At 70.6% G+C, this 24,083-nt stretch carries 25 protein-coding genes; 10 read left to right on the top strand and 15 right to left on the bottom strand.

From position 1 onward, the window contains the following. Window positions 1-16: 16 nt before the first annotated feature. The 7 genes from L1280_RS10015 to L1280_RS09985 all read right to left on the bottom strand — a co-directional run bounded on the left by L1280_RS10015 (window position 17) and on the right by L1280_RS09985 (window position 7,172). Window positions 17-1,450 (bottom strand): M1 family metallopeptidase, encoded by a 1,434-nt coding sequence (locus tag L1280_RS10015; RefSeq protein ID WP_253582064.1) that lies wholly within the window; start codon window positions 1,448-1,450, stop codon window positions 17-19. Between the two features lie 76 nt (window positions 1,451-1,526). Next, window positions 1,527-2,003 carry an NUDIX hydrolase gene (locus L1280_RS10010; protein ID WP_253582063.1) on the bottom strand — a complete coding sequence of 159 codons (477 nt, stop codon included), beginning with the start codon at window positions 2,001-2,003 and terminating at the stop codon, window positions 1,527-1,529. A 12-nt stretch (window positions 2,004-2,015) separates the two neighbouring features. Beyond that, entirely contained in the window at window positions 2,016-2,423 is a 408-nt protein-coding gene (locus tag L1280_RS10005; protein ID WP_371922905.1) for an acyl-CoA thioesterase, read from the bottom strand. Beyond that, window positions 2,420-2,707: a ribosome-binding factor A gene (locus L1280_RS10000; protein WP_253582061.1), complete on the bottom strand. Its 288-nt coding sequence runs from the start codon at window positions 2,705-2,707 to the stop codon at window positions 2,420-2,422. Before L1280_RS10000 ends, L1280_RS10005 begins: the two co-directional genes overlap by 4 nt. A 107-nt stretch (window positions 2,708-2,814) precedes the next feature. Next, complete coding sequence (locus L1280_RS09995) at window positions 2,815-4,143, bottom strand: LysM peptidoglycan-binding domain-containing protein (protein WP_253582059.1); 1,329 nt, start codon at window positions 4,141-4,143, stop codon at window positions 2,815-2,817. A 129-nt stretch (window positions 4,144-4,272) separates the two neighbouring features. Next, the gene (locus tag L1280_RS09990; protein WP_253582057.1) at window positions 4,273-5,187 is read right to left on the bottom strand and encodes an ABC transporter permease; all 915 of its coding nucleotides are present in this window, start codon (window positions 5,185-5,187) and stop codon (window positions 4,273-4,275) included. Next, window positions 5,187-7,172, bottom strand: a complete 1,986-nt coding sequence (locus tag L1280_RS09985) for an ABC transporter permease (protein WP_253582056.1) — start codon at window positions 7,170-7,172, stop codon at window positions 5,187-5,189. Before L1280_RS09985 ends, L1280_RS09990 begins: the two co-directional genes overlap by 1 nt. A gap of 77 nt (window positions 7,173-7,249) precedes the next feature. On the opposite strand from L1280_RS09985, the gene ndk reads away from it, so the two are divergent. After that, the gene (gene ndk / locus L1280_RS09980; RefSeq protein ID WP_253582055.1) at window positions 7,250-7,666 is read left to right on the top strand and encodes a nucleoside-diphosphate kinase; all 417 of its coding nucleotides are present in this window, start codon (window positions 7,250-7,252) and stop codon (window positions 7,664-7,666) included. 168 nt (window positions 7,667-7,834) lie between these two features. Here the strand turns inward: ndk and L1280_RS09975 are convergent, their stop codons facing one another. After that, a complete protein-coding gene (locus L1280_RS09975) occupies window positions 7,835-8,308 on the bottom strand; it encodes a hypothetical protein (protein WP_253582054.1) in 474 nt (157 codons plus the stop codon). A gap of 32 nt (window positions 8,309-8,340) precedes the next feature. Here L1280_RS09975 and L1280_RS09970 point away from each other — a divergent pair, with 32 nt between their 5' ends. From L1280_RS09970 to L1280_RS09955, 4 genes are all read left to right on the top strand, one after another. Beyond that, on the top strand, window positions 8,341-8,649 hold the full coding sequence (locus tag L1280_RS09970; protein ID WP_253582053.1) for a hypothetical protein: 309 nt from the start codon (window positions 8,341-8,343) through the stop codon (window positions 8,647-8,649). A 49-nt stretch (window positions 8,650-8,698) separates the two neighbouring features. Next, window positions 8,699-9,511: a nitroreductase family protein gene (locus L1280_RS09965; protein WP_253582052.1), complete on the top strand. Its 813-nt coding sequence runs from the start codon at window positions 8,699-8,701 to the stop codon at window positions 9,509-9,511. 86 nt (window positions 9,512-9,597) lie between these two features. Beyond that, a complete protein-coding gene (locus L1280_RS09960) occupies window positions 9,598-10,497 on the top strand; it encodes an aldo/keto reductase (protein ID WP_253582051.1) in 900 nt (299 codons plus the stop codon). Between the two features lie 134 nt (window positions 10,498-10,631). Beyond that, complete coding sequence (locus tag L1280_RS09955; protein WP_253582050.1) at window positions 10,632-11,705, top strand: type III polyketide synthase; 1,074 nt, start codon at window positions 10,632-10,634, stop codon at window positions 11,703-11,705. Between the two features lie 203 nt (window positions 11,706-11,908). Here L1280_RS09955 and L1280_RS09950 read toward each other — a convergent pair whose 3' ends face one another. The 4 genes from L1280_RS09950 to L1280_RS09935 form a co-directional block, all read right to left on the bottom strand. After that, the gene (locus tag L1280_RS09950) at window positions 11,909-12,232 is read right to left on the bottom strand and encodes a hypothetical protein (protein ID WP_253582049.1); all 324 of its coding nucleotides are present in this window, start codon (window positions 12,230-12,232) and stop codon (window positions 11,909-11,911) included. A gap of 20 nt (window positions 12,233-12,252) precedes the next feature. Further along, the gene (locus tag L1280_RS09945; RefSeq protein WP_253582048.1) at window positions 12,253-12,444 is read right to left on the bottom strand and encodes a hypothetical protein; all 192 of its coding nucleotides are present in this window, start codon (window positions 12,442-12,444) and stop codon (window positions 12,253-12,255) included. 103 nt (window positions 12,445-12,547) lie between these two features. Continuing rightward, window positions 12,548-14,467: a heavy metal translocating P-type ATPase gene (locus L1280_RS09940; RefSeq protein WP_253582046.1), complete on the bottom strand. Its 1,920-nt coding sequence runs from the start codon at window positions 14,465-14,467 to the stop codon at window positions 12,548-12,550. Between the two features lie 84 nt (window positions 14,468-14,551). Next, window positions 14,552-15,409 carry a CoA transferase gene (locus L1280_RS09935; protein ID WP_253582044.1) on the bottom strand — a complete coding sequence of 286 codons (858 nt, stop codon included), beginning with the start codon at window positions 15,407-15,409 and terminating at the stop codon, window positions 14,552-14,554. A gap of 156 nt (window positions 15,410-15,565) precedes the next feature. Here L1280_RS09935 and acnA point away from each other — a divergent pair, with 156 nt between their 5' ends. After that, on the top strand, window positions 15,566-18,283 hold the full coding sequence (gene acnA / locus L1280_RS09930; protein ID WP_253582043.1) for an aconitate hydratase AcnA: 2,718 nt from the start codon (window positions 15,566-15,568) through the stop codon (window positions 18,281-18,283). A gap of 69 nt (window positions 18,284-18,352) precedes the next feature. On the opposite strand, the gene L1280_RS09925 is transcribed toward acnA, so the two are convergent. Beyond that, window positions 18,353-18,628 (bottom strand): hypothetical protein, encoded by a 276-nt coding sequence (locus L1280_RS09925; RefSeq protein ID WP_253582041.1) that lies wholly within the window; start codon window positions 18,626-18,628, stop codon window positions 18,353-18,355. A gap of 193 nt (window positions 18,629-18,821) precedes the next feature. Between L1280_RS09925 and L1280_RS15710 the strand changes: the two genes are divergently transcribed. Both L1280_RS15710 and L1280_RS09920 read left to right on the top strand, forming a co-directional pair. After that, on the top strand, window positions 18,822-18,956 hold the full coding sequence (locus L1280_RS15710; RefSeq protein ID WP_256488195.1) for a hypothetical protein: 135 nt from the start codon (window positions 18,822-18,824) through the stop codon (window positions 18,954-18,956). A 27-nt stretch (window positions 18,957-18,983) separates the two neighbouring features. Next, window positions 18,984-20,672: a PRC-barrel domain-containing protein gene (locus tag L1280_RS09920; protein ID WP_253582040.1), complete on the top strand. Its 1,689-nt coding sequence runs from the start codon at window positions 18,984-18,986 to the stop codon at window positions 20,670-20,672. Window positions 20,673-20,746: 74 nt separating this feature from the next. Here the strand turns inward: L1280_RS09920 and L1280_RS09915 are convergent, their stop codons facing one another. Further along, window positions 20,747-21,994: an ABC transporter permease gene (locus L1280_RS09915; RefSeq protein WP_253582038.1), complete on the bottom strand. Its 1,248-nt coding sequence runs from the start codon at window positions 21,992-21,994 to the stop codon at window positions 20,747-20,749. Continuing rightward, window positions 21,984-22,727 carry an ATP-binding cassette domain-containing protein gene (locus tag L1280_RS09910; RefSeq protein WP_253582036.1) on the bottom strand — a complete coding sequence of 248 codons (744 nt, stop codon included), beginning with the start codon at window positions 22,725-22,727 and terminating at the stop codon, window positions 21,984-21,986. The genes L1280_RS09915 and L1280_RS09910 overlap by 11 nt, the downstream gene beginning before the upstream one ends. A 408-nt stretch (window positions 22,728-23,135) precedes the next feature. On the opposite strand from L1280_RS09910, the gene L1280_RS09905 reads away from it, so the two are divergent. Continuing rightward, window positions 23,136-23,645 (top strand): transcriptional regulator, encoded by a 510-nt coding sequence (locus L1280_RS09905; RefSeq protein ID WP_253582034.1) that lies wholly within the window; start codon window positions 23,136-23,138, stop codon window positions 23,643-23,645. 101 nt (window positions 23,646-23,746) lie between these two features. After that, window positions 23,747-24,076, top strand: a complete 330-nt coding sequence (locus L1280_RS09900; RefSeq protein WP_104992031.1) for a cyclic-di-AMP receptor — start codon at window positions 23,747-23,749, stop codon at window positions 24,074-24,076. The last annotated feature ends 7 nt before the right edge of the window (window positions 24,077-24,083 follow it).

Raw genomic sequence — 24,083 nt, 5'->3', positions numbered from 1 at the left:
CCAAAGGGGGAGGGGATTAGCGCCGCACCACCGGCAACGGCGGCAGCGCCCGCTGCTCCACCCAGCGCTGCACCACCCCCTCGGCCTCTGCGCCCGCCCGCTCGCGCACGAAGGCGAGGAAGGTTGCCGTGCTGACTGTCCCCGACCCCGCCGAGAAGCGCGTCACGTAGGCCCGCAGGAAGTCGCGGAAAGCCGCGTCACCAATCTCCGCCCGCAGTGCGTGGAAAGTCAGAGCGCCGCGCTGGTAGGTGCTGAGGTCAAACAGTTCCTCCGCCCGCGTCGCCCGCAGCGGCCGGGTGCCCGCACGGGTCAGGTTGGCGTGCCAGCGGGCGGCGTAGGCCTGCCCGTCCCCGCCGAGGTGCTCGGTCCACAGCAGCTCCGAATAGGCGGCCAGCCCCTCCGAGAGCCACACGTCGGGCCACGTCGCGGGCGTGACCGCGTTGCCGAACCACTGGTGCGCGATCTCATGGACGGCGGTGCGCTCGGTGCTCATGTTCAGCGGCATGGTGGAAAGGGTGGCCGTTTCCAGTGCGGGCAGCCGGGGCCTGACCACCGCCACCCCGTAGGCGCCGAACGGGTATGGCCCGAACCACTCTGCAAGAACCCGCAGCGCCTCGTCGGTGCGGCGGTAGGCCGCCCGCACCGGGCCGGGCGTCTCCGGCGGGAAGAAGTCCCGCCGCACCACCGCCTGCCCCCCCACGCCCACGGGCACGGCTGGCTCATCTACCCGCAGGAAGCGGTCCACGAAGACTCCCAGCGCATAGGTCGGAATGGGTTCGCGCTGCGAGAAGGTAAAGGTGCTCGTCCCCGCCGCGTCCACCCGCCCCGTCTCCACACCGCTCGCCGCCGCCACGTACCCGCGCGGCACGGTCACCCGCGTGGTAAAGGTCGCCTTGTCGGAGGGATGGTCGTTGGAGGGCAGGAAGGTGTGGGTGCCGTTGGGCTCGCTCAGGACGAAGTTCGCCCCCGCCCGCTCGCCCTCGGCAGGGACGGCCTGCCAGCCCAGCAAGAGCGGCGTGGGGAAGTCGGGGTCCTCGATCTCGCCGGGCGCCCCCGCGTACTCCACCGTCAGCCGGGCGGTCCTGCCGGGTCGCAGCGCGGCAGGGGGTGTCACCGTGAGCTTGGCGGCCTTCTCGTCCACCCGGTAGGGGACCGCCCGGTCATTCCAGCGCACGGCCTCCACCTTCGGCCCCAGGAAATCCAGCCGAATCTGCGCCAGCGGGCGCGTGCTTGCCAGCGTCAGCGTGACCACCCCGTGCACCTCCCGCGTACCGGGTTCCGTGACCGCGAGGTGCAGGTCGTAGTGCCGCACGTCCAGCCCCGCCTGCCCCAGTCCGGGGAAGATGGGGTCGCGCAGCGTATCGGCGGGAGAACTGGGGGCGGGCTGCGCGGGCACGGGTGCCGCCGTCAGTAGCCCCAGCGCGAGCAGGGAGAGGAGGGAACGCCGCATGGCCCAGGCTAGGGCTTGCTCACCCCGGTGGCAGTGGGCCGCGTCGCAGAAGCCCGTCCTAGCTGGAAGCTGGCCGCTAGATCGGGTAGTACGCCCGCGCCTCCCCCTTCAGGAAGTCGCGCGTGGGCACCCAGATCAGGGGGTTGCGTTCCTCGCATTCCGGGGGCGGGCCGTAGCGAATGAGAGCCTCGACCTGCGCGAAGGGCACCCACTTGACGCCCACGACCTCCGGGTCGGTGGGGTCGAGGTCGCCGTGGTAGGCGGCCGTGAAGCGGGCGAAGTTGGCGTAGCACTCGTTGCGGGTGCCGCGCAGCATCTCGCCTTCCAGCAGGCTTACGAAGCGCAGGTCGGTGACCGTCAGGCCCGTTTCCACCGCCACCTGCCGCACGGCGGCGTCCGCGAGGCTCTCGCCGGGGTGCGCCTTGCCGCCGGGCAGGCCGTAGAAGATGCTGCCGTCGTCCATGCGCTCTTCCACGAGCAGCAGTTCCTCGCCCCGCACCAGATAGACGTGCGCGGCGCGTTTGATGGGCAGGGTGCGCGACAGGTGGCTCATGTAGCGGGCAGTCTAGCCCTCCGCCCGGAGGAGCGCCATCACATCCTCGGGCAGCCGCGCCGGGCGGTAGGTCTTGTCGGTGGCGATGTGGCGGGTCTCGCCAGTCGCCAGGAGCGTCCCTTCGTGCCAGAGTTGGTAGGTAAAGGTCATCGTCCGCGAGCGCACTGCTCCCACCCGCGTGACCAGCGTGAGTTCCTCGTCGTAGCGGGCGGCGCGGCGGTATTCCACGTTCAGGCCGGAGAGCATCAGGTAGTAGCCCCGCGCCTCCACCTCGGCGTAGGGCAGGCCGAGGTCGCGCATCAGGTCGCTGCGGCCGACCTCGAACCACACGGGGTAATTGGCGTGGTGGGCGACCCCCATCGCGTCCGTCTCGGCGTAGCGCACGCGGATGGGGGTGCGGGTCTCGCGGGGAGCGGTCACAGCCGCGACTCCGCCGCGTCGTAGAACTCCAGCGTGGGCGTGCGGCGCATCCGCACCTGCGCCGAGACCTCGCGCTGGAGGTGGCCGCGTGCCCGGCCCAGGGCGTCGAGGAGCGCGGGCATGTCCGCCCCCATCGCGCTGACATACACGCGGGCGAGGCCGTAGTCGGGGGTCACGGTCACGCGCTCCACCGTCACGATCAGGGGCACGCGGGGGTCACGCAGTTCCGCGATGGCCGAGGAAAGGACGCGGATGAGCTGGGCCTGCACCTGGGCGGGCTTCATGGGTGGGCCTGTGGGGGGAGGGCCGGGAGGGGAAAAACGGGCATGGGGGCATGGTAAGGGCTAGGCGGGAAGGGTGGGTCGGCGGCCTCCGCCTCACCCCCGGTCCCTCACCGTGCATACCGCCGCCCCTCGTACCCCGTGAACACCCCGATGCCGTACGCCACGCTCCGCACGCTCTCCAGCACCGCCGCGCCGTTCCACGCCAGCCCCGCGCTGCTGCCGCCGTCCAGCAGCAGGGCGTCTCGGACTCCCAGGCGGGCCATCACCTTGCCCATCTCGGTGGTGGTGAGCCGCGCGTGGGTGGTCACGAGCACGAGGTCGCGGTTGCTCACCAGCCCCACCGCGCTGCGGGCCGCCCGCCCGAAGAGGGCCGGGTCACGAAAGGCGCTGGAATACTGGCGGCGCACCACCCCGTCTTTCAGGATGCTCGGCCCGGCAGCGACCACCGTCTCCATGCCCCGCCACGCCACCTTCGCCCCGTCTCCCCGCGCGGGCACGGCCCGGATGGTCGCCCGGTTGTCGGGCGTGATGGCGAGGCCCGCCGGAATGCGCCCCAGCGCCACCAGCCGTCCCCGCACCACAAGGTCCCCCGCCGGGATATACGACTGCGGGTGAAAATAGCTGCCGTTCACCACCGCCTTTGCCCCGCTCACCCGCGACAGGGTGCCCACCCGCGCCCCTTTCCCGATGCCCCCCGGCGGCAGCACGGGCGTGACCAGCACGTCGCGCCAACGCAGGTCCACGTTCACGACCCGCACGGGGACATTCAGGGGCGTCAGCCGCTTGACGCTGACGGGCTTGCCGGTCGGCCTGGGGGGAATGGGCACCGGGACCCGCTGCGGCACCAGCACCCGCTGGCCGGCGTAGAGGCGGCGGCGCCCGAGGTCGTTGAGGGCCAGCAGGTTCTTCTCGGTGGTGCGGTAGCGCTGCGCCAGCGTGCCCAGGGTCTCGCCGGGTTTGGCCGCCACATAGCTGTGAATCACCCGCACCTCGGTGGTGGGACGAGGCGGGGTGGCGCGGGTCGCGGCTCCAGTGCCGCGTGGAGGCACCTTCAGCTTCTGCCCCGGCCGGATCAGGCTTCCCGTGAGCCCGTTCGCCGCCCGCAGCGCCGCCACGCTCACCCCCGCCCGCTCGGCAATCGCGCTCAGGGTGTCCCCGCGCCGCACGGTGTAGGGGGCCAGAGCACCGGAAGATGTGGCCGCCGCCGCCGCCGTTGCCTCCCGCAGCCGCAGCACCTGGCCCGGCCGAATCAGGTTGCCTTTTAATCCGTTGAGCGCCCGGAGTTGCGTCACATCCACCCCGCTCTGCCGGGCCAGGCCGTAGAGGGTATCGCCCGGTCGCACCGTCACGGTCGCCGGGGCTGCCAGCGCGGGCGGGGGAGAGGTCAGCGCGAGGAGGAGGAAGACGCCGGACAGGAAAGCAGCACGCTGGGCCATCCCCCGCAGGGGAGCACGCGGGCGCGGGCGCGGGGATGAGAGGGGCTGACGCGAACTTGGCACACGCCCGGCCCAAACCAAAGGGCCGCAGGGGAACTTCCCCCACGGCCCACATGCCCGCGTCCCCGCCTACCCGTCCAGCGGTTTGCCCAGCGCCTTGGGACCCGCGCTGCGCCCGGTAAAGGCCAGCGCGATGATCGTGATCAGGTATGGCAGCGCCTGCACCAGCGTGGGCGGCAGCAGGTCGGTGCCTCCCAGCGTGATGGACAGGGCCTGAAGGAACCCGAACAGGATCGTCGCCGCGAGCACGCCCAGCGGCTTCCACTGCCCGAAGATCAGCGCGGCCAGCGAGATGAAGCCCAGGCCCGCGCTGATGTTCCGTACGTAGGAATCCAGATTGCCGATGCTCAGGAAGACGCCCGCCGTGCCCGCCAGCAGGCCCGAGAGAATCACGCCGCTGTAGCGCATCCGCCGCACGTTGACGCCCATGCTGGCCGCCGCGCCGGGGTGCTCGCCGGTGGCCCGCAGCCGCAGGCCGAAGGGGGTGCGGTACAGCACGTACCACGTCACCAGGGCCGTGAGCAGCGCGAAGAACACGGGCGGGCTGAAGCGCAGTTCCCCGATGCCCCACAGCGGCAGGGCGTTCTGCACCTTGGGGCTTTCGGTGCTGCTGCCGTACAGGGCGGTCAGAATCACGGCGGGCACCCCGGTCGCCAGCAGGTTGATCGCCGTGCCCGAGATCACCTGATCGGCCCGGTACTTGATGGAGACGACCGCGTGGACCCAGGCGATCAGGCCGCCCACGAGGGCGCCCGCCAGCCACCCCACCCAGGGAGCCAGCGAGCCCAGCGAGGGTTCCAGCGCCAGCGTCGCCACCGCGCCCGCAAGCGCCCCGAAGATGATCAGGCCGTCGAGCGCGATGTTCACCACGCCGCTGCGTTCGGAAAAGAGGCCGCCCAGCCCGGTCAGCAGCAGCGGCACCACGCTGCGGATGAAGGTGGCGAGGAAGGCCGTGGTCAAGAGTTGTGCGAACAAGCCGTCCATTACTGGCTTCCCCCTTGGGTCACGTCTTTGTTGCTTTCACTGGCGAGGGTCACGTTGGGGTTGGGGGTCGCACGTTCCTGCGCGGCGACCGAGGGAGTCAGGCCCGCGACCGCCGGGGCCGCGTTGCCCCCACCTCCCGTCGCCGCGAGCTGGGGGGGCGGCGGATCGGTCACCCGGCGGCTGAGGAACCCGCCCGCCGCGATAAACAGCACGATGAGGGCCTTGAGCACCACCACGATGTCGCGGCTGATGTTCTCCAGCCGCTGCACGCCCACGCTGCCGGTGTCGATGGTGCCGAACAGCAGGCTGGCCGCCATCACGCCCGCCGGGGTGTTCTGGCCCATCAGGGCCACCGCGATCCCGTCGAAGCCCACGCTGACGGGCATGTTCCCCTTGAGGCGGTACTCGTCAAGCGCCCCGCCGTTCACGTAGTGGGTGCCGGCCAGCCCCGCGAACATGCCCGCCAGGGTCATCGCCAGGATGGTGCCGCGGGCCACGCTGATCCCGCCGTACTCCGCCGCGCGGGGCGAGAGGCCCACCGCCCGCAGCGCGTACCCGGTCGCCGTGCGCCACATCAGCACGCCGAACAGGCCCACGCACGCCAGCGCGATCAGGAAGGACGCATTGAGTTGGCTGCCGATCACGGTCACCGGAATCCCGATGCGCCAAGTCAGCAGCCCCGCGAGCAGCGCCGCTCCCAGCGCGATCAGCCCGCCGCGCGGGGTACGGCGCGTCGCCAGCCGCGCCACCACGTATGCCAGCAGCGCGGCGAGGGGTCCGACCGTCAGCGCGGTATTGCCGTCACTCCCCACATTGAACAGGTTGAGCAGCGTGGGCAGCCGTGCCCCCTCGCGCAGCTCCTCGGAAGCGGGCTCGAAGCCCTCGGCCTTGAAGGGCAGCGTGTACTCGCGCCCCAGGAAGGTGAAGGTGTTCGACCCGATCAGGAAGATGAACAGCGCCGAGGCGACGTAGTTCAGCATGATCGTGTTGATGACCTCCGAAGAGCCGAAACGGGCCTTGAGAATCCCCGGAATCGCGCCCCAGAGTGCCCCGCCCGCCGCCGCCGCCAGCACCGAGAGCGGCAGCAGGCCCCAGCCCAGCCCCGCCGGGCCGTACACGCCCACCAGCATCGCCATGATCGCGCCCACCGTGAGCTGCCCCGGCGCCCCGATGTTGAACAGGCCCGTGCGGAACGCAAAGGCCACCGACAACCCGGTGAAGATCAGCGGGGTCGCCAGTTTGAGGCTCTCCAGCAGCGGGTTAAGCGCCGTCACGGGCGCGAAGAGGGTCGAATACACGAAATACACCAGGTCGCTCTTGGCGAGCCAGCCGGTCCAGGGGGTCAGCGGGGTGCCCGAGGCGTTTACGGCGGGCTGCACGATCAAGACGACCACCGCGCCCACCAGCACCGCCAGCGCGATGGCGACGGCGGGCACCAGCAGGCCCCGCAGCCGGTTGAGGCGTTCCCACCACGCCGGAAAGCGGCTGAGGCCCGCCCCCGCCGTGATCAGGCCACCCAGCACGGTCAGGAACAGGCCCAGGTTCATGCCCCCGCCCTCGTAGAAGGAGCGCAGTTGCCGCTTGAAGCCGGGGCGCAGGGTCGTGTCGGCCGCGATGCGGGCGGTCTGCTCGCCCAGGCCCTGCCCCAGCAGCACCACGGCGGCGATGCCCAGCACGGCGGCCAAAAGACCCGTCAGCCACACCCAGGAGGCGCGGCGCAGCGCTCCCACCACGCTGGCGACCAGCAGGGCCAGGGCCGCCCAGCCCAGCGGCAGGACGGTGCCGGTGGGGGGCAGGGGCGCGTCGGGGTTGGCGCTGAGGTTGGTCACGGCGCCGGTCAGGTGCAGGAGGACAGGGTCGGCGTCGAAGCCGCGCCCCAGGGTGGCGAGGGGAAACAGCAGCAGCCCGGCGGCGGCCACCGCGCTCGCCGTCAGCGCGATTCGCGCCGCCACTGGCGAGAGGCGAGAGTCAGGAAGGTGCGTCACCCGAGCATTGTAAGCGGCCCTGAACGGCCGTCACATGAAGGGCTCAGCCCGCCCCGCCTGCTATTCTCGCGGGCGCTATGGAACGCACCTTTGCCATGATCAAGCCCGACGGCGTGCGCCGCGGCCTGACCCCCGAGATTCTCGCCCGCATCCAGAAGAAGGGCTACCGCATCGTCGGCCTCAAGCAGATGATGATCGCCCGCGAGACCGCCGAGACCCACTACGGCGAGCACCGCGAGCGCCCCTTCTTCGGCGAACTGGTGGACTTCATCACGGGCGGCCCCGTGGTCGCCATCGCCCTGGAAGGCGAGAACGCCATCTCCGGCTGGCGGGCCATGATGGGCGCCACCAACCCCGCCAACGCCGCCCCCGGCACCATCCGCGCCGACTTCGCCACCACCACCGGCGAGAACGTGACCCACGGCAGTGACTCGCCCGAGAGCGCCGAGCGCGAGCTGGGGCTGTTCTTCGGGGAAGGCGAGCTGCTGAAGTAAGGCGGCCAGCCGTCAGCTTCCAGCAGCCAGCAACAAAAGCCCCGGCTTCGGCTGGGGTCTTGTTTTTCCCCTCCCCCCTCGTGGAAGAGGGCGTTGCGAAGCAACGGGTGAGGGGGCGGGCGCCCCCCGCTCCCTCACCATTTCCCGCTGGAAGCTGGCGGCTGACCGCTACCGAAATGCGGGCAGCACCCCCGCCTCCGCCTGCGCCGCATACCCCCGCGTGACCACCCGCAGGTCGCCGCCGGGCTGCTCCAGAATCACTGTCTCCGCGAGGCGGCCCCCCGGCGCGGGGCGCAGGCCCCCGGTCCCGTCGGCGGTCCGGACCCGCCGCGCCCCCTCCCCGGCGAGGTCGGCGGCGCTGAACTCCGGGGCCTCGATCTCCAGCGCCCACGCCAGCGGCCGGGCGTCGCTGTCGTACCGGACCGTGACCCGGCGGGCGGGGAGGGGCGGGGCCGTCTCCCAGACCGTCTCGCGCAGACCCCCGGCGATCTTCACGCCCCGGCGGTCGCCCTGGCGGTCGTAAGTGCCGTTCCCCGTGAACAGGACCTGCGCGGTGAGGTCGTTCGCCTCGCCCCCGGTGCGGGGACCGCAACTCGCCAGGGTCAGGAGGGCCACTAGGGGAACGGCGAGGCGGCGGGGCATGGCTCCCAGCGTACCCGTGCCAGCATGGCTGAATGGCCCCGCACCACCTCGCCCTCTTCCTCACCGCCGCCCTGCTGCTGCTGCTCCTGACGCTGGGGCTGGGGCTGCAACTGGGGCGCTGGCGGGTCGTGCGCTGGCTGCACCACGCCCTCTTTTTCGCGGTGTGCGTGGGGGTGGGCCTTTCCGTGCTGCTGGCCTGGCGCTCGGGAGGCTGGGCGCTGCTGCCCGCGCTGGGAGCGCTCCTCCTGATGCCACGCACGAAGCCGGGCCGGGCCGACCACTGGCGGGGAGCGCTCGTGGCGGCGGGGCTGTTCGGGCTGGGCGCGTGGGGCGCGTGGTGAGGGGCGGTGGGGCCGCCCGTCCCCGCATGGCCGCGCTAGCCTGCCCCCAATGAGTTCCCCTCCCGCCCATCCCCCGGCGCTTCCCCTGATCGAGGGGATGCTGGCCCGGCGCACCACCAACGGCCCCTTCCGGCCCGACCCCGTCAGCCGCGAGCACCAGCACCTGCTGATGCGGGTCGCGCAGGCCGCCCCCAGCCACTTCAACAGCCAGCCGTGGCGCTTCGTGCTCGTCGAGAATCCGGCGACCATCGCCGAGATCGCCCGCATCTCGGGCGAGAGCATGACCGAGCTGATCGAGGCCGGGGTCTTTTTCGAGCGCTACCGCCGCTACTTCCGCTTCAGTGAGGCCGAGATGGAGGAGCGGCGCGACGGCATCCACATCGACCACCTGCCCGGCCCGCTGCGGCCCTTTACCCGGCAGGTCTTCAGCGACGCGGGCCTGCGGCTGATGCGGCAACTCGGCGTCCCGAGAAAACTGGGCGAAGACAACCGCAAGCTCGTCGCCGGAAGCCCGCTGCTGCTCGCTGCGCTGCTGGACAGGGCGGAGTACCGCCCCGGCGAACTCAGCGGTTTCTACTCGGTGTTCGGCCTCGGCGCGGCGATGGAGAACATCTGGAACGCGGTCGGGGCGCTGGGCATGGGCATCCAGTTCGTCTCCACCCCGATGGAGATTCCCCGGCAGTGGCAGGCCATTCAGAACTTGCTGGACGTGCCCGACGATCTCGAACTGATGGCCGTCTACCGCCTGGGCTACCTCCCGCACGACCCGAAGCGGCCTTCTATCGACTGGAGCAGCCGCCACCGCAAACGCCTGCCGCAGTTCGTCGCCCGCGAGCGCTGGGGGGAGCCGGAGGAGGAGTAACCCCCCGGCCGCCTGCCGCGCAACCCCCGCCGCTCACCCTCGGCCACCAGTCCACGCGTCAGAATGCCCCCTCGGAGGACCCACCCATGACCCAGACCATTCCCAACGCGGCGGCGAGCGGCACCTTCAAGATCGGCGGCGAACTCAGCGTGAACCGCCTGGGCTTCGGCGCGATGCGCATCACCGGCGAGGGCATCTGGGGCGACCCCGCCGACCGCGAGGGTGCCCTGGCGACCCTGCGCCGCCTGCCCGACCTCGGCGTGAACTTCATCGACACCGCCGACTCCTACGGCCCGGCCGTCTCGGAGGAACTGATCCGCGAGGCGCTGCACCCCTACGACACGGTGGTCGTGGCGACCAAGGGCGGCCTGACCCGCACCGGCCCCGACGTGTGGATTCCGGTGGGCCGCCCCGAGTACCTCAAGCAGCAGGCCTATATCTCGCGCCGCCGCCTGGGGGTCGAGCGCATCGACCTGTGGCAACTGCACCGCATCGACCGCCACGTGCCGCAGGACGAGCAGTTCGGCGCGATCAAGGAACTGATCGACGAGGGCGTCATCCGCTTCGCCGGGCTCAGCGAGGTCGGTGTGGAGGAGATCGAGGCCGCCCGCCGCGTCTTCCCGGTCGCCACCGTGCAGAACCTCTACAACCTCGCCAACCGCAAGTCCGAGGACGTGCTGGACCACTGCGAGCGCGAGGGCATCGGCTTTATCCCCTGGTATCCCCTCGCCGCCGGGCGGCTGGCGCAGGAGGGCAGCGTCCTGACCGAGATCGCCGGGCGCCTCGGCGCCTCCCCCTCGCAGGTGGCCCTCGCCTGGGTGCTGCGGCGTAGCCCCGTCATGCTGCCCATTCCCGGTACCGGCAAGGTGGGGCACCTGGAGGAGAACGTGGCCGCCGCCTCGCTCACCCTCTCCGACGAGGACTTCGCCGCGCTGGACGAGGTGGGCCGCCAGGAGTGGGAGCAGCAGCAGGCCGCCCGGCGCTGAGCCGAACGGGAATCCGGTGGGGGAGAGGGGGCGACCTTCTCCCCTTTGCCGTCGTGCCCCAACGGTGAAGCCCCCGTCAGCTCCGACGGTGCCGCAGCGCACGGTGCCCGGCCGGAGAGGGAGGAGAATGCCGCATGCCTGCCCCCTCGCCCCTGCCGCTGGTGCGCTCGCTCGTGACCGGGCACCCGCCCTACCGCGCCCCCCAGGCCGAGGTTCGCGAGGCCGCCCGCACCCTCTTTCCGCGCATGGCAGCCCGCCCGCACATGCTGGACGTGTTCGACAACGCGCAGATCGAGTCACGTGCCCTGTCCCGTCCGCTGGAGTGGTACCTGAAGTCGCGCGGCTTCGGCGAGAAAAACGCCGTCTTCGTGGAGGAGGCCCGCGCCCTGACGGCCCGGCTGGCACGGGAGGCCTTGGAGCGGGCGGCGGTGGCCCCGGACGAGGTGGACGCGGTGGTCGTGGTGAACACCAGCGGCCTGAGCACGCCCAGCCTCGATGCTTTCCTGATCGGGGCGCTGGGGCTGAATCCACACGCGGCGCGGCTCCCGGTGTGGGGGCTGGGGTGCGCGGGCGGGGCGTCGGGCCTCGCGCGGGCGGCCGACCTCGTGCGGGCGGGGTTCCGACGGGTGCTGTTCGTGGCGGTCGAGCTGTGCAGCCTCACGCTGGTCAAAGGGGACGAGTCCAAGAGCAACTTCGTGGGAACGGCCCTGTTCGCGGACGGCGGCGCGGCGCTTGTCGTCACTGCCGCCGACGTGCCCGGCCCGCCCCCGCTGGCCGCCTTGCACGGCGCTTTCTCCACCCTGATCGAGGACTCCGAGGACATCATGGGCTGGGACGTGGTGGACGACGGCCTGAAGGTGCGCTTCTCGCGCGACATCCCCACCCTGGTGCGTTCGATGATGCGGGAGAACGTCGCGCAGGCCCTCGCCGGGCGCGGTTGGAGCCGGGACGATGTGGGCACCTTCGTGGTCCATCCCGGCGGGGTCAAGGTGCTTGCCGCCTATGAAGAGGCGCTGGACCTGCCCTCAGGGGCGCTCGACTCCAGCCGCCGCGTCCTCGCCGCGCACGGCAACATGAGCAGCGTGACGGTTCTCTTCGTGCTGGAGGAGGTGCTGCGCGGAGAGCCGTTGGGCCGGGGGCTGCTGTCCGCGATGGGACCGGGCTTCAGCGCCGAACACGTGCTGCTGAGCTTCGGGCCGCTGGACTGACAGCGGTGGCTGGACAAGTTGAGGGCAAACCCATCAACTTGTCCAGCCCGAGTGGAGCGAGAATCCGTCATGGAGAGCGGTCGGAGAGGAGTTGAAGGGACGCTTTCTGTCCCTTTAACGGAACGGAGCACCGCGATGAGGAGGGAGGCAGGGGAACGGAGCCTTCGCCGGGTTGGGAAGGCTCCGCTCTCTTTGGCGGGGGCCTAGCTGTGCTCGTCCCCGTCCACGGTCTTCTGCGGCTTCGTCGTCGCTCCACTCGCGGGCAGGCCCGACTCCATGCCGCCGTGGGTGGTGGGGTTGCGGGCCTCGCCGCCCACGGCGCTGGGGGTCGGAGCGTCCAGATTCGCGGTGAGGGGCGTGTCCGCCCCCGCGTCCGCGTTCTCGTCCCCCACCTGATCCCAGTGGGCGTCCGTCTGTCCCTCGTTCGGCGTCTTGGGGGTGCCCGTCTGCCAGTTGGGATTGTCCTGCACCTGCTCCTGCGGCACGTTGTCCTGGGGACCGGTGCCGCTTTTTGTGGGGTCGCTCATGGAAAGCCTCCTCGCGCCCCTCAGGGCAGGCGGCGCTGCGGGGTCAGGGCGTCGTGCTCGCCCGTCACGTCCTTCGGGGTCTGCTCGACCTGTTGGCCTTTCTCGGCCATTCCGGGACGGCGCACGGCCTTCTCGCCGCTGAGGTCATCGGTGTCTTTGGCGCCTCCCTGCGGGCTGCGGTCGGCGGCGGGGTGGGGCTTGTCGTCACTCATGGGTGGACCTCCCTGGGGTGAAGTGGGTGTGGAAGGCCAGCGTACCCCTCCCGGAGCGGCGCGGGCCTTCATTTCCCCTAGAACTGGCCCCTGGACCTAGCCCCTACACCCGGCGCCGCAGCAGCCGCAGGCCCATGAACACCACGAAGACGGTCCCGCCCTCGTGCGCCACCACGCCCAGCGGCAGCGGCACCTGCCCCGCCACCGCGAGCGGCGCGACGATCAGGATCACCCCGAAGGCGAAGGCGAGGTTCAGCCGCACGGTGCGCCGCGCCTCGCGGGCCAGCTGCACCGCGCCCGCCAGCCGCCCCAGGTCGTTTTGCATCAGCACCACGTCGGCGCTCTCGATCGCCACGTCGGTCCCCGAGGCCACCGCCACCCCGAGGTCGGCGCGGGCCAGCGCGGGGGCGTCGTTCACTCCGTCGCCCACCATCGCCACCGGGCCAGGCAACTCCCCGATGATTCGCAGCTTGTCCTCCGGCAGCAGCTCGGCGCGGTACTCGCTCAGGCCGACCTCGCCCGCCACGGTGCGGGCCACCTCCTCGCGGTCGCCCGTCAGCATGACGCGGTGCGGCACGCCGCTGGCCGCGAGGCGGTCCAAGGCGTCGCGGATGCCGGGGCGCAGGGCGTCGGCCACGCCGAGCAGGCCCAGGGTACGGCTTCCCACCCCCACAACCACCACGCTGCGGCCCGCGGCGGCCAGCCCGTCCAGTGTGGCCCGCTGCGCGGCCGAGAGGACCGCTCCCTGCCGCTCGGCCAGCCGGAGGTTGCCCGCCCAGGCGACCTCGCCCTCCGGGGTGCGGGCGGTGATGCCGTGGCCGGGCACGGCCTGCGCGTTCGTGAGGGCCAGCGGCGTGACCCCGCGGTCCTCTGCGGCGGCCACCACCGCCCGCGCGATGGGGTGCTCGCTGTGCGCTTCCAGCCCGGCGGCCAGGGCTAGGGCCGAGCGCTCGTCGGGGGCGTGGACGTGCGAGAGGGTCATCCTCGCCTGGGTCAGCGTGCCCGTCTTGTCGAAGGCGACGGTCTGCACCCCGGCGAGCGCGGCGAGCGCCGCGCTGCTCTTGAACAGCACCCCGGCGCGGGCGGCGGCGGCCATCGCCGAGAGCATCACGGCGGGCGTGGAGATCACCACCGCGCAGGGGCTGGCGACCACCATGAAGGTCATCGCCCGGTACCACGCGTCATCGGTGGGGAGGCCAAAGCCGTAGTACAGCAGCGCGAACACCAGCGGCACACCCAGCAGCACGGCGGTCGCGTAGGGGCTTTCCCACCGTTCGGTGAGGCTCTCGGCGCGGCTCTTCTGGGTTTGCGCCTCCTCCATCAGCCCGACCAGCCGGGCCAGGGTGCTTTCGCCCGCGGGCCGGATCACCTCGGCCTCCACGCTGCCGTTGAGGTTCACCGTCCCCGAGGCGAGGTCACCGCCCGGTCCCTTGTCCACCGGCACGCTCTCCCCGGTGATGGGCGACTCGTCCACGCTGGTCTGCCCACGCACCACCCGCGCGTCGGCGGCCACGCGCTCGCCGGGGCGCACCACCAGCAGGTCGCCCACCCGGATCTCGCCCAGTTCGCACCAGCGCTCCCGACCGTCCCGGCGCACGGTGGCCCCCTCCGGGTTGAGGTCCATCAGCGCCTGAACCGCGTTCTTGGTGCGGCCCATCGCCCAGTCCTGAAGGGTGTTGGACAGGCTGAACAGAAAGAGCAGAATCGCCCCGTCCGCCATCTGCCCAATGGAGGCGGCCCCCAGCGCGGCAAGCACCATCAGCAGGTCCACGTCCAGCTTGCGCTCGCGCAGCAGGCTGTGCACCGCCTCGCGCCCGGCGGGAATTCCCCCCGCCAGATACGCCAGCCCGTACCCCACCCAGACGGCAGCGGGCAGCGCCAGCAGGTGCTCGCCCACCAGACCCAGCAACAGGCCCAGCAGCGTCAGGGTGGTCAGCAGGACAGCCGTCCGCAGTTCCGGGGACAGGCGAAAGGGCCGCGGCGAACGCGCGGGCGAGGGGGTTGGCAGGGTCGAGGTGGTCATGGGGCCTCCGGGCAGGATTTGGGATTAATAGGAATACTTCTCAATAAGCCCAGTCTACTCCTCCGGTGGGTTCGACTCAACGCCCTATTCGGAGCGCAATGGTGGGGAGGACCGGACAGGAGATTGGCCTGGTACGGCGGCGAGTGGCAGGTCGTGGTCGCGGGCCACAGCGAGCCAGTGGGCGGTGGGTCGCGAGCGCAACGTCGCTTCCGGGTCAGGGCCGATCACCTCATGGAAACGGGCGGCGAAGTGCACCTCCAGCGCGGCCACAGCGACCGTGCCGTCGGCGGTGGCATAGAGGCGGTACGTGGGCGAGGCTCCCGACAGCAGTCCCCCCGGTGCCGTCAACCCGAACCGCAGCGGCCCCGCCGCCGCCCGTGCCGTGTCCCCCAGGCCCACCACCCGCTCGCGTTCGGGTGACCCGCGCTCGCGCCCCAGCAGCAGGGCCAGCGCCGCCGCATAGGCCCGCTGCCCGCCCAGCACGTCGGCCAGCAGGGTGCGTGGCAGGGCGGGCCGGGTGGGGTCGATCAGCCCGGCCTGGGCCACATAGGTCAGGTCGTGCCCGGCCACCTCCGGCATGTGCGTATCCCCCACGATGGGGACCCGGCACAGACGCGGAAAGTCCTGCCCCAGCGTCTCCCCATCCAGCCCCAGCCGCGCCAGCGCCGAGGGACGGCTGCTTGTGAGCAGGAGGTCCGTGTCCGCCAGCAGTTCCCGCAACTCCACCTGTCCCGCCGTCCCCTTGAGGTCGAGGCGCCGCACCTCCACCCCCCGCGTCAACTCCGCGTACCCGTCCGGCGCCCAGGCCGCGAAGGGGTCACCCCCCGGCGGCTCCACCTTGACCACCCGCGCCCCATCGTCCCGCAGCGCGGCGGCGGCGAGCGGGCCGGGCAGGTTGGGCGCGAGGCTCAGGACCGTGAAGCCGTGCAGGGGGCCGGACATGGGTCATCCTCTCACCCCGTCTTGTTGTCCCTGCAGGGGTAACGGCGTTCCTGTGCCGGAGACGGGGTGTCCTGGGGGCGCTCCGCCTATGATGGGGGCATCTTTCCCGCGCTCTGCGGGGGCCTGCCGCAAAAGGCGGCCAGAAGGAGACCATTCATGGCGATGAACCTGTTCGGTGCGCGTGACGTGCTCACCACCAAGGCTGGGCAGAAGCTCTATTTCTACGACCTCAACAAGCTTCAGGTGGACGGCGCGGACATTGCCCGCCTGCCCTTCTCGGTCAAGGTGCTGCTCGAGAGCGTCCTGCGCGAGGCCAACAACTACGACGTGCGCGAGGAGGATGTTCGCGCCGTCGCGAACTGGAAGCCCGTCAACGAGGAGATCGAGATTCCCTTCAAGCCCGCCCGCGTGATCCTTCAGGACTTCACGGGCGTGCCCGCCGTCGTGGACCTCGCCTCCATGCGCGACGCGATGGTCAAGCTCGGCGGTGATCCCAACCAGATCAACCCACTGATTCCGGTCGACCTCGTGATCGACCACTCGGTGCAGGTCGACGAGTTCGGCACCGACTTCGCGCTCGCCAACAACATGGCACTGGAGTTCGAGCGCAACCGCGAGCGCTACGAGTTCCTGCGGTGGGGCCAGCAGGCCTTCGACAACTTCGGCGTGGTGCCGCCCGCTTCCGGCATCATCCACCAGGTCAACCTCGAGTACCTCGCCAAGGGCGTGCAGAGCCGCCCCGAGGACGACGGCGTGGTCGTGTATCCCGATTCGCTCGTGGGGACCGACAGCCACACCACCATGATCAACGGCCTGGGCATCGTGGGCTGGGGCGTGGGCGGCATCGAGGCCGAGGCCGTGATGCTGGGCCAGCCCATCTACATGCTGATGCCCGAGGTGATCGGCTTCAAGATCACGGGCGCGATGCCCGAGGGCGCGACCGCCACCGACCTCGCGCTGCGCGTCACGCAGATGCTGCGCGAGAAGGGCGTGGTGGGCAAGTTCGTGGAGTTCTACGGGGCGGGCCTGAGCAGCATGACCCTGCCCGACCGCGCGACCATCGCGAACATGGCCCCCGAGTACGGCGCCACGATGGGCTTTTTCCCGGTGGACGAGGAAGCGCTGCGCTACCTGCGCCGCACGGGCCGCCTGGAGGACGAGATCGAACTCGTGGAGGCGTACTACAAGGCCCAGGGCATGTTCCGCACCGACGAGACGCCCGATCCCGTCTTCACCGACACCATCGAACTCGACCTCTCCACCATCGTGCCCAGCCTCGCCGGGCCGAAGCGCCCCCAGGACCGGGTGGACCTGACCGACATGCACACCGTGTTCGCTGAGGCCCTGACCGCGCCCATCAAGAACCGGGGCTTCGAGTTGGGCCAGGACAAGCTGGACGCGCAGGGGACCATCGGCGGCACCGAGATCAAGATCGGGCACGGCGCGGTGACGCTGGCGTCGATCACCTCCTGCACGAACACCTCCAACCCCAGCGTGCTGATCGCCGCGGGTCTCGTCGCCAAGAAGGCCGTCGAGCGCGGCCTGAAGCCCAAGCCCTGGGTCAAGACCAGCCTCGCGCCCGGCTCCAAGGTCGTCACCGAGTACCTCGAAGCCGCTGGGCTGCAGGACTATCTCGACCAGATCGGTTTCAACACGGTCGGGTACGGCTGCATGACCTGCATCGGCAACTCCGGGCCGCTGCCCGAACCCACCGTGCAGGCCATCGAGGAAGGCAACCTCGTGGTCGCCTCGGTGCTGTCGGGCAACCGCAACTTCGAGGGCCGCGTGAACCCCCACATCAAGGCGAACTACCTCGCCTCGCCGCCCCTGGTCGTGGCCTACGCGCTCGCGGGCACGGTCGTGAACGACATCGTGAACGACCCCATCGGGACGGACCCGGAGGGTCAGCCCGTGTACCTGCGCGACCTGTGGCCGACGGGCGCCGAGATCCAGCAGATCATGGATCAGGCGATCAACGCCGAGATGTTCAAGCGCGTCTACGACGGCATCGAGAAGAGCAACGAGCAGTGGAACGCGATTCCCGTCGCCGAGGGGGCACTGTACAACTGGAACCCCGAGTCCACCTACATCCAGAACCCGCCCTTCTTCGAGACCCTGGCGGGCGGCCCGAGCGACATCACCTCCATCGAGGGCGCCCGCGTGCTCGTGAAGGTGGGCGACTCGGTGACCACCGACCACATCAGCCCGGCCGGGTCTTTCAAGTCGGACACCCCGGCGGGCAAGTACCTGCTGGAGCGCGGCATCCAGCCCAAGGACTTCAACTCCTACGGCTCGCGCCGCGGCAACGACCGCATCATGACGCGCGGCACGTTCGCCAACATCCGCCTCAAGAACCAGCTCGCGCCCGGCACCGAGGGCGGTTTCACCACGAACTTCCTGACGGGTGAGGTCACCTCGATCTTCGACGCCTCGACCGCTTATAAGGAAGCGGGCGTGCCGCTGCTCGTCTTCGCGGGCAAGGACTACGGCATGGGCTCCAGCCGCGACTGGGCCGCCAAGGGCACCTTCCTGCTGGGCGTGAAGGCCGTCGTGGCCGAGAGCTTCGAGCGCATCCACCGCTCCAACCTCGTCGGGATGGGCGTGCTGCCCCTCCAGTACAAGAACGGCGAAACGGCCGACAGCCTCGGCATCCAGGGCGACGAAACCTTCGACCTGATCCTGCCCGGTGACCTGAAGCCCCGTCAGGACGTGACGCTGCGGATTACGAAGGATGGCCAGACCCGCGAGGTCACCCTCCAGTGCCGCATCGACACGCCGGTCGAGATCGACTACTACAAGAACGGCGGCATCCTCCAGACCGTGCTGCGCGGCATCCTGGAGCGTGGCCGCAAGGAGGCGAGCGCTCAGGCGTAAGCCGGTTCAGGTCGCAGCAAAGCCCCCACCCTGTGCTCGGGTGGGGGCTTTCTTGTCGACTGGGCCGCTCTACTCGCCGCGCACCCGCTCCGGTCGGAGGCGTCCCTGCGGCGTCTGAAGGTAGTGGGCCAGCCACGTCACCACGACGAGAAGGTGCAGGGTCAGGAGGCCGAAAAGCGACGTGTCGGGCTGGCTGGTATGCCCGTAAGCCCCGACAAGCTGAAACAGCACCAGGGTCAGCAGCACCCTGGGACGGCGCTCGGGGAACCGCAGGTAGGCGTAGCTGCCCGCCACCATGCTGAACAGCAGGGGAAGCAGCAGAGCGTTGAACATCTCTTGACCCATGCCTCATTCTGAATCAGCCACTCTGACAGGAATTGTGCGTTGGGTGGGGTGTCCTCTGCCCCACCTTGACCGGAACACGTGAGAACCATGTGGACAGCTCAAGGGCAGCGCAAGGTTGCGTCAACTTCGGGTGAGGGAGAAAGCCTCCCACGCGCGGGGCCGACTTTCTACACTCCCCGAAGGAGGCTGACTTATGGCTCGATTGCAAGGCAACGGCGGGGGCGGCGGGCGCACGGCGCTGCTCGTCATTCTGATCCTGCTCATTCTGTTCCTACTCGCGTACTTCCTGTACCTCAAGCCCCAGGGCATCCTCAACCTCGGCTTCTGAGCCGGGGCTTCCACCCGGAGGACTCGCATGATCAAAGGCAAAGAACTCCTCGGCCGCAACGTCGTGGCCATCAACACGGGCGAGCGCATCGACAGCGTGCGTGACCTCGTCTTCGACCATCAAGCCAACCAGGTGCTGGGGCTGCTCGTCGACGAGGGCGGCTGGTTCCGCTCGGCGCGGGTGGTGCCCTTCGAGGCCATTCGCTCGGTCGGCGAGGACGCCATCATGGTGGACAGTGCCGACGCCGTGACCTCCACCCGCGAGGACGGCCGCCTCGCCGAGGTGCTGGACTCCAACATCAGCCTCGTCGGCATGACCCTGCTGACCACCGACGGCCAGAACCTCGGCAAGATCGCCGACGTGTACTTTGACGAGACGACCGGGCGCGTGGAGGGCTACGACGCGACGGGCGGCATTTTCAGCGACCTGACCAGCGGCCGCAGCTTCGTGCCCGCGCCCGAGGACGTGCAGATCGGGCAGGACGCGGCCATCGTGCCCATCAGCGTGGCGACGGCCATGCAGGAGCAGGAGCCCGGCGGCCTGAAGGGGGCCTACCAGAGCGCCGCCGAGAGCGTCAAGCACGGCTACGAGAACATCGCTGAGGCCACCAAGGAGCGCCAGAAGGAATACGTCGTCGGCAAGACGGCGGGCGGCGACATCACCCTGGAGGACGGCACCGTGATCGTCCACAAGGGTGAGACCATCACCGCCGAGCAGGCCGACCGCGCCGAGGGGGCGGGCAAGCTGGCCGCGCTGGCGACCGCCGCGACGGGCGGCGTGCTCTCCGAGGCCTACGGCAGCGCCAAGGAGCGGGTGCAGGGCAGCGTAGACGACCTGCGCGGTGCCAGCGCCGAGCGCCAAAAGGACTACGTGATCGGCAAGACCGCCGCCACCGACGTGACGGCGGAGGTGGCCGATGGGGTGCAGGAAGTCATCGTTCACCAGGGCACGGTCATCACGCCCTTCCACGCCGAGCGGGCCGAACAGGCCGGGCGTCTGCCAGCGCTCGTCGCGGCGGCGGGGGGCGGTAGCCTCGCGGAGACGGTGCAGACCCTGACTGGGCGCAGCGAACCCACCACCGTGGAGGACACCATCGGGCGCCGGGTGCGCAGCGACGTGCGGACCCCCACGGGCAACCTGCTCGCCGTGCAGGGCCAGATCGTGACGCCCGCCGTGGCCGAGCGTGCGCGGACCCTGGGCCTGGACGCCGCCCTGATCGCCGCGACGGTCGCGCCGCAGTCCGGGGGGGGCGGCACGGGCACCGCCGCCGCCCTGTCCGGCGGCGTGGCGAGCGTCAGCGAGGGCGCGAGCAACTTCCTCGACCGCGCCAAGTCGTGGTTCAGCGACAAGCGCGAGGAGGCCGGGGAGGCCCTCGAGAACCGCCAGCAGCAGCAGATGGAACAGAAGGTGCGCGACGCCCTGGGCCGCCCGGTGACCCGCGTGATCCTGGCTCCCGATGACACCATCATCCTGAATGTCGGCGAGATCGTCACCCACAAGGCCATCGACGCGGCCCGCGCCGGGGACGTGCTCGACATCCTGGTGGACAGCGTGAGCAAGGAAGAGCCCGTCATCGACCCTCTTGCCGTGCGTCCCCACGAGACGGGGGTCGCCGCGCTGGAGGGCCAGCCTGACCCCACCGAGGGCCGGATGGACGACGGCGCCCGGCCGGGGATGGACCCGGTGAACCCCACCGACTCCACCCGGCGCAACTGAGCCCTTCAAGCCGAGGGCGGACCTCCCGTGCTGGGGGTCCGCCCTCGGCTGTTCGCCCCCGACTGCCGGGTGTCCTAATTTCGGAAAATCACTTCCTCGCGGTGGAAGGACCGCAGCGCCAGCAGCCCCAGCAGCAGCGTTCCCACCAGATTGGCCCCGATCGCGGTCAGTGCGTGCCCGGCCGTCAGGTTGCCGCGCACCACGTCGAGGATGGACACCATGCTCCCAAAGAGGGGCAGGGCGTAGATGCCGTCACTCAGGGTCAGAAAGTCGCTGAATTGCAGCAGTACCGCCGGAAACACGATGGCGAGCGAGAGCGGCGTGACGTAAGTCTGCGCCTCCTTGTACGAGCGGGCGTAGATGCTCAGGGCGATCAATATGGCGCTGATGAGCAGGGCGGCGCTGATCACCGTGCCCAGCAGGGCGAGTGCTCCCCCCAGCGTCAGCGTGAGCTGCCCGCCGAAAGCCTGGGTGAGTTCGGCGTTCGCCCCGTTCCCGTCGAGCAGTGTCCGCGACAGCACGCCGGTCAGCAGGAAGCCGCCCACACTGAAGAGCGCGGTCGTCAGGGCCGTGATCGTCGTGGCAAGCAGTTTCCCGGCCACCACCTCCGAGCGGCGCACCGGCGAGACGAGCAGGCTTTCCAGGGTACCGCGCTCCTTTTCGCCCGCCGTGGCGTCCAGCGCGGTCGCCATCGCCCCGGTCAGGATGAAGTTCAGCATCAGCAGCGGGATCAGGAAGGCGAGCTGCCCGCTGCGGCGCTCCTGCTCGGGGCTGGCGTCGATGGGGGAGAGGGTCACGGGCGTCAGCGTCTGCGGCCCCAGCCCCAACCCGCCGAGGCGCTGCACGGCCAGCTCGCGGTTGTAGGCCTCCACGGTGGCCTGCACTTTGGCGAAGGCTCCGGTCTGTGCCCGCAGGTTGCCGAGCTTGGCGTACACTTCCAACTCCCCCGCCCCGTCGCCCGCGCGGGTGGGGAGCGGCTCGGGTGCCCGCAGCGCCGCGTCCACCTCGCCCGACTGTACGGCGGCGCGGGGGTCCTCGACGGGGACAAGTTCGACCCCGGCGCGAATCACGGTGCCGTCGGGGGCCTTCTCGTCGCGGGTCAGGGCGGTGCGCAGGGGCGCGGGCAGCGTGCCCACCACCCCGACCTGCTGGCGCTCCTGCGCCTGCCCGCCGATGAAGTTGCCCAGCAGCAGGGGCAGCCCCAGCGTGAACAGCGGGATGAGGAGCAGCGGGATCAGAATCGTGCTCGTCAGCGTGCGGCGGTCGCGCAGGGTCGAGAGCAGATCGCGCGAGGCCACCCGCCAGATGTGGTCAGGACGCACGCGCCGCCTCCCCGTCCATGCCGCGTACCAGCGCGAAGAAAGCCCGTTCCAGATTCCGTTCGCTCGTCCGCGCCAGGATGTCGGGGATGGTCCCCACCGTCACGAGTTCACCCTGGTGCAAGATCGCCACCCGGTCGCAGACCTCCTCGGCCTCGCTCATGACGTGGGTGGAGTAGAGGGTCAGCCGCCCCGGCCGCCGCGCCGCCGCCACGAAGTCGAGCAGGGTGCGCCGCGCGAAGATGTCCAGCCCGCTCGCCGCCTCGTCGAGCACCAGGACCTGCGGGTCGTGGATCACGGCGCGGGCGATCACCACCTTCCGCTTCATGCCCGTCGAGTACTCGCCCGCGCGGGTGTCGAGGGTGCGCCCCAGGTCCAGCGCGGCGTCCAGCTCCGCGATGCGGGCGTCGGCCTGCGCCCGCGTCATGCCGTAGAAGCCCGCGAAGGAGCGCAGCACCTCGCGCCCCGTGAGGCGGGCGGGCAGGCCCATGCCGCCGTTCACCACGCCGATCACCCGGCGCACCGCCTCCGGCTCGCGCCCCACGTCGTGGCCCGCCACGCTCGCGGTGCCCGACGTCGGTTGCAAGAGGGTCGCCAGGATGCGCAGCAGGGTGGTTTTGCCCGCCCCATTGGGGCCGAGCAGCCCGAAGACCTCACCCTCCCCCGCCGTGAGGCTCACGTCCCGCAGCGCCGCGTGCCGCCCGTAGGTCTTGCTCAGGTTCCTTATCTCCAGCATCGTTCCTCCCACCCGACCCTACGGCACGGGCGGGGCAAACGTTGCCGGGCTCACAGTAAGGACGCGAGCCCAGGCGACGGTCAACCGGGCACTTCATCTCCACGGCAGGGCGGCCAGCACCTGCCCCCGCCCTGTCAAGAAATGCTCAGCCGCCCAGTGGCCCCTCTCACGGTGGTCAGATGGCGGAGGGGTACGCTGGAGACCGAACTGACCACCGCGGGCTGCCCTGGCCGCCCAAGCTTTCTGTCCGCCAACCGGTTCAAGGCCAGATCAGCTTGCCTCATCCAGGTGAGGGCCTGATCTGTCACAATAGGAAAGTTGCGCCCTGCGCACTTGTACCGAGTCCACGATCCCGACTCACTGCCGGAGGGGCCTGACCGTCCGCTCTGGTTTTCCGGAGGATAGCGCATGTTTAACCCCCCCACCCTCGAAGACCTGCAAGAGACCCGGCGTGCCAACGAAAAGCTCGTCCTGAAGGCGCTGGAAAGCAAGCCCGAATGGGTCGAGACCGAACTCGCCAAGACCACCGGCCTGGCCCTGTCGCACCTGCGGGCCGCTCTCGCCAGCTTGCTCGACCAGGGCCGGGTGCGCCGCCTGCCCGGCACCGGGACCCGCGCCGTGTATGGCCTGGCCGACCCCGGCCTCGCGGACGTGCCCGCCACACCGCTGACCGAAGATGCCAAGCGGGTGCGCGACTACCTGGAGGGCCGAGCCGACAGCGCCCTGTACATGAGCGACCAGCTCCGCATGACCCGCGACGACGTGATGGCGGCCTTGTCGCTGCTGAACGCGCACGGCATGATCACCTGCACCTTCGTGGGCAGCTTGGTGATCTTCCGCCTCAAGGAAGCGCAGGCGCTGGGGCAGGAGCAGGCCCCCGCCGCCCCCGCGACCGGCAAGAAGAAGCAGGTCGCCTGACCTTCCCCTGATTCCCCGGGCCTCCCACTGCGGAGGCCTTTTTTCATGTCTGCTGGGGCCGCTGACCGGGGGGTGACGGGGCCTCTGTTATGCTGGGCTTCATGAAGCTCGTGCTCGCCGTGATTCAGGATGCCGACGCCGCCGCGCTGATCCGGGTGTTGTCGGAAAACGCCTTCGAGGTCACCAAGCTCGCCAGCACGGGCGGCTTCTTGCGCGAGGGCAACACCACCCTGATGATCGGGGTGCCCGACACCCGCATGGACGAACTCAAGCGCCACGTTCAGCAGACCTGCCGCACCCGCACCCGCCTCGTCACCCCCGGCGTGCCGATGGGCGAGGGCGGCGAGGGCATGGCGTCCGACCCGGTGGAGGTCGCGGTGGGCGGCGCGGTGATGTTCGTGCTGGGCGTGCAGGAGTTCGTGAAGGTCTGACGGCCCG

Source organism: Deinococcus sp. HSC-46F16 (genome assembly GCF_024171495.1).
GTDB lineage: Bacteria > Deinococcota > Deinococci > Deinococcales > Deinococcaceae > Deinococcus.
Note: the sequence above shows the minus strand (reverse complement) of the source record. Positions and strands in the feature narration are given on the sequence as shown.

Bases quoted from the DNA above. Each gene is read 5' to 3' on its own strand.
- L1280_RS10015 (WP_253582064.1), bottom strand. From the start codon at position 1,450: ATGCGGCGTTCCCTCCTCTCCCTGCTCGCGCTGGGGCTACTGACGGCG.
- L1280_RS10010 (WP_253582063.1), bottom strand. From the start codon at position 2,003: ATGAGCCACCTGTCGCGCACCCTGCCCATCAAACGCGCCGCGCACGTC.
- L1280_RS10000 (WP_253582061.1), bottom strand. From the start codon at position 2,707: ATGAAGCCCGCCCAGGTGCAGGCCCAGCTCATCCGCGTCCTTTCCTCG.
- L1280_RS09995 (WP_253582059.1), bottom strand. From the start codon at position 4,143: ATGGCCCAGCGTGCTGCTTTCCTGTCCGGCGTCTTCCTCCTCCTCGCG.
- L1280_RS09990 (WP_253582057.1), bottom strand. From the start codon at position 5,187: ATGGACGGCTTGTTCGCACAACTCTTGACCACGGCCTTCCTCGCCACC.
- ndk (WP_253582055.1), top strand. From the start codon at position 7,250: ATGGAACGCACCTTTGCCATGATCAAGCCCGACGGCGTGCGCCGCGGC.
- L1280_RS09975 (WP_253582054.1), bottom strand. From the start codon at position 8,308: ATGCCCCGCCGCCTCGCCGTTCCCCTAGTGGCCCTCCTGACCCTGGCG.
- L1280_RS09970 (WP_253582053.1), top strand. From the start codon at position 8,341: ATGGCCCCGCACCACCTCGCCCTCTTCCTCACCGCCGCCCTGCTGCTG.
- L1280_RS09965 (WP_253582052.1), top strand. From the start codon at position 8,699: ATGAGTTCCCCTCCCGCCCATCCCCCGGCGCTTCCCCTGATCGAGGGG.
- L1280_RS09960 (WP_253582051.1), top strand. From the start codon at position 9,598: ATGACCCAGACCATTCCCAACGCGGCGGCGAGCGGCACCTTCAAGATC.
- L1280_RS09955 (WP_253582050.1), top strand. From the start codon at position 10,632: ATGCCTGCCCCCTCGCCCCTGCCGCTGGTGCGCTCGCTCGTGACCGGG.
- L1280_RS09950 (WP_253582049.1), bottom strand. From the start codon at position 12,232: ATGAGCGACCCCACAAAAAGCGGCACCGGTCCCCAGGACAACGTGCCG.
- L1280_RS09945 (WP_253582048.1), bottom strand. From the start codon at position 12,444: ATGAGTGACGACAAGCCCCACCCCGCCGCCGACCGCAGCCCGCAGGGA.
- L1280_RS09940 (WP_253582046.1), bottom strand. From the start codon at position 14,467: ATGACCACCTCGACCCTGCCAACCCCCTCGCCCGCGCGTTCGCCGCGG.
- L1280_RS09935 (WP_253582044.1), bottom strand. From the start codon at position 15,409: ATGTCCGGCCCCCTGCACGGCTTCACGGTCCTGAGCCTCGCGCCCAAC.
- acnA (WP_253582043.1), top strand. From the start codon at position 15,566: ATGGCGATGAACCTGTTCGGTGCGCGTGACGTGCTCACCACCAAGGCT.
- L1280_RS09925 (WP_253582041.1), bottom strand. From the start codon at position 18,628: ATGGGTCAAGAGATGTTCAACGCTCTGCTGCTTCCCCTGCTGTTCAGC.
- L1280_RS15710 (WP_256488195.1), top strand. From the start codon at position 18,822: ATGGCTCGATTGCAAGGCAACGGCGGGGGCGGCGGGCGCACGGCGCTG.
- L1280_RS09920 (WP_253582040.1), top strand. From the start codon at position 18,984: ATGATCAAAGGCAAAGAACTCCTCGGCCGCAACGTCGTGGCCATCAAC.
- L1280_RS09910 (WP_253582036.1), bottom strand. From the start codon at position 22,727: ATGCTGGAGATAAGGAACCTGAGCAAGACCTACGGGCGGCACGCGGCG.
- L1280_RS09905 (WP_253582034.1), top strand. From the start codon at position 23,136: ATGTTTAACCCCCCCACCCTCGAAGACCTGCAAGAGACCCGGCGTGCC.
- L1280_RS09900 (WP_104992031.1), top strand. From the start codon at position 23,747: ATGAAGCTCGTGCTCGCCGTGATTCAGGATGCCGACGCCGCCGCGCTG.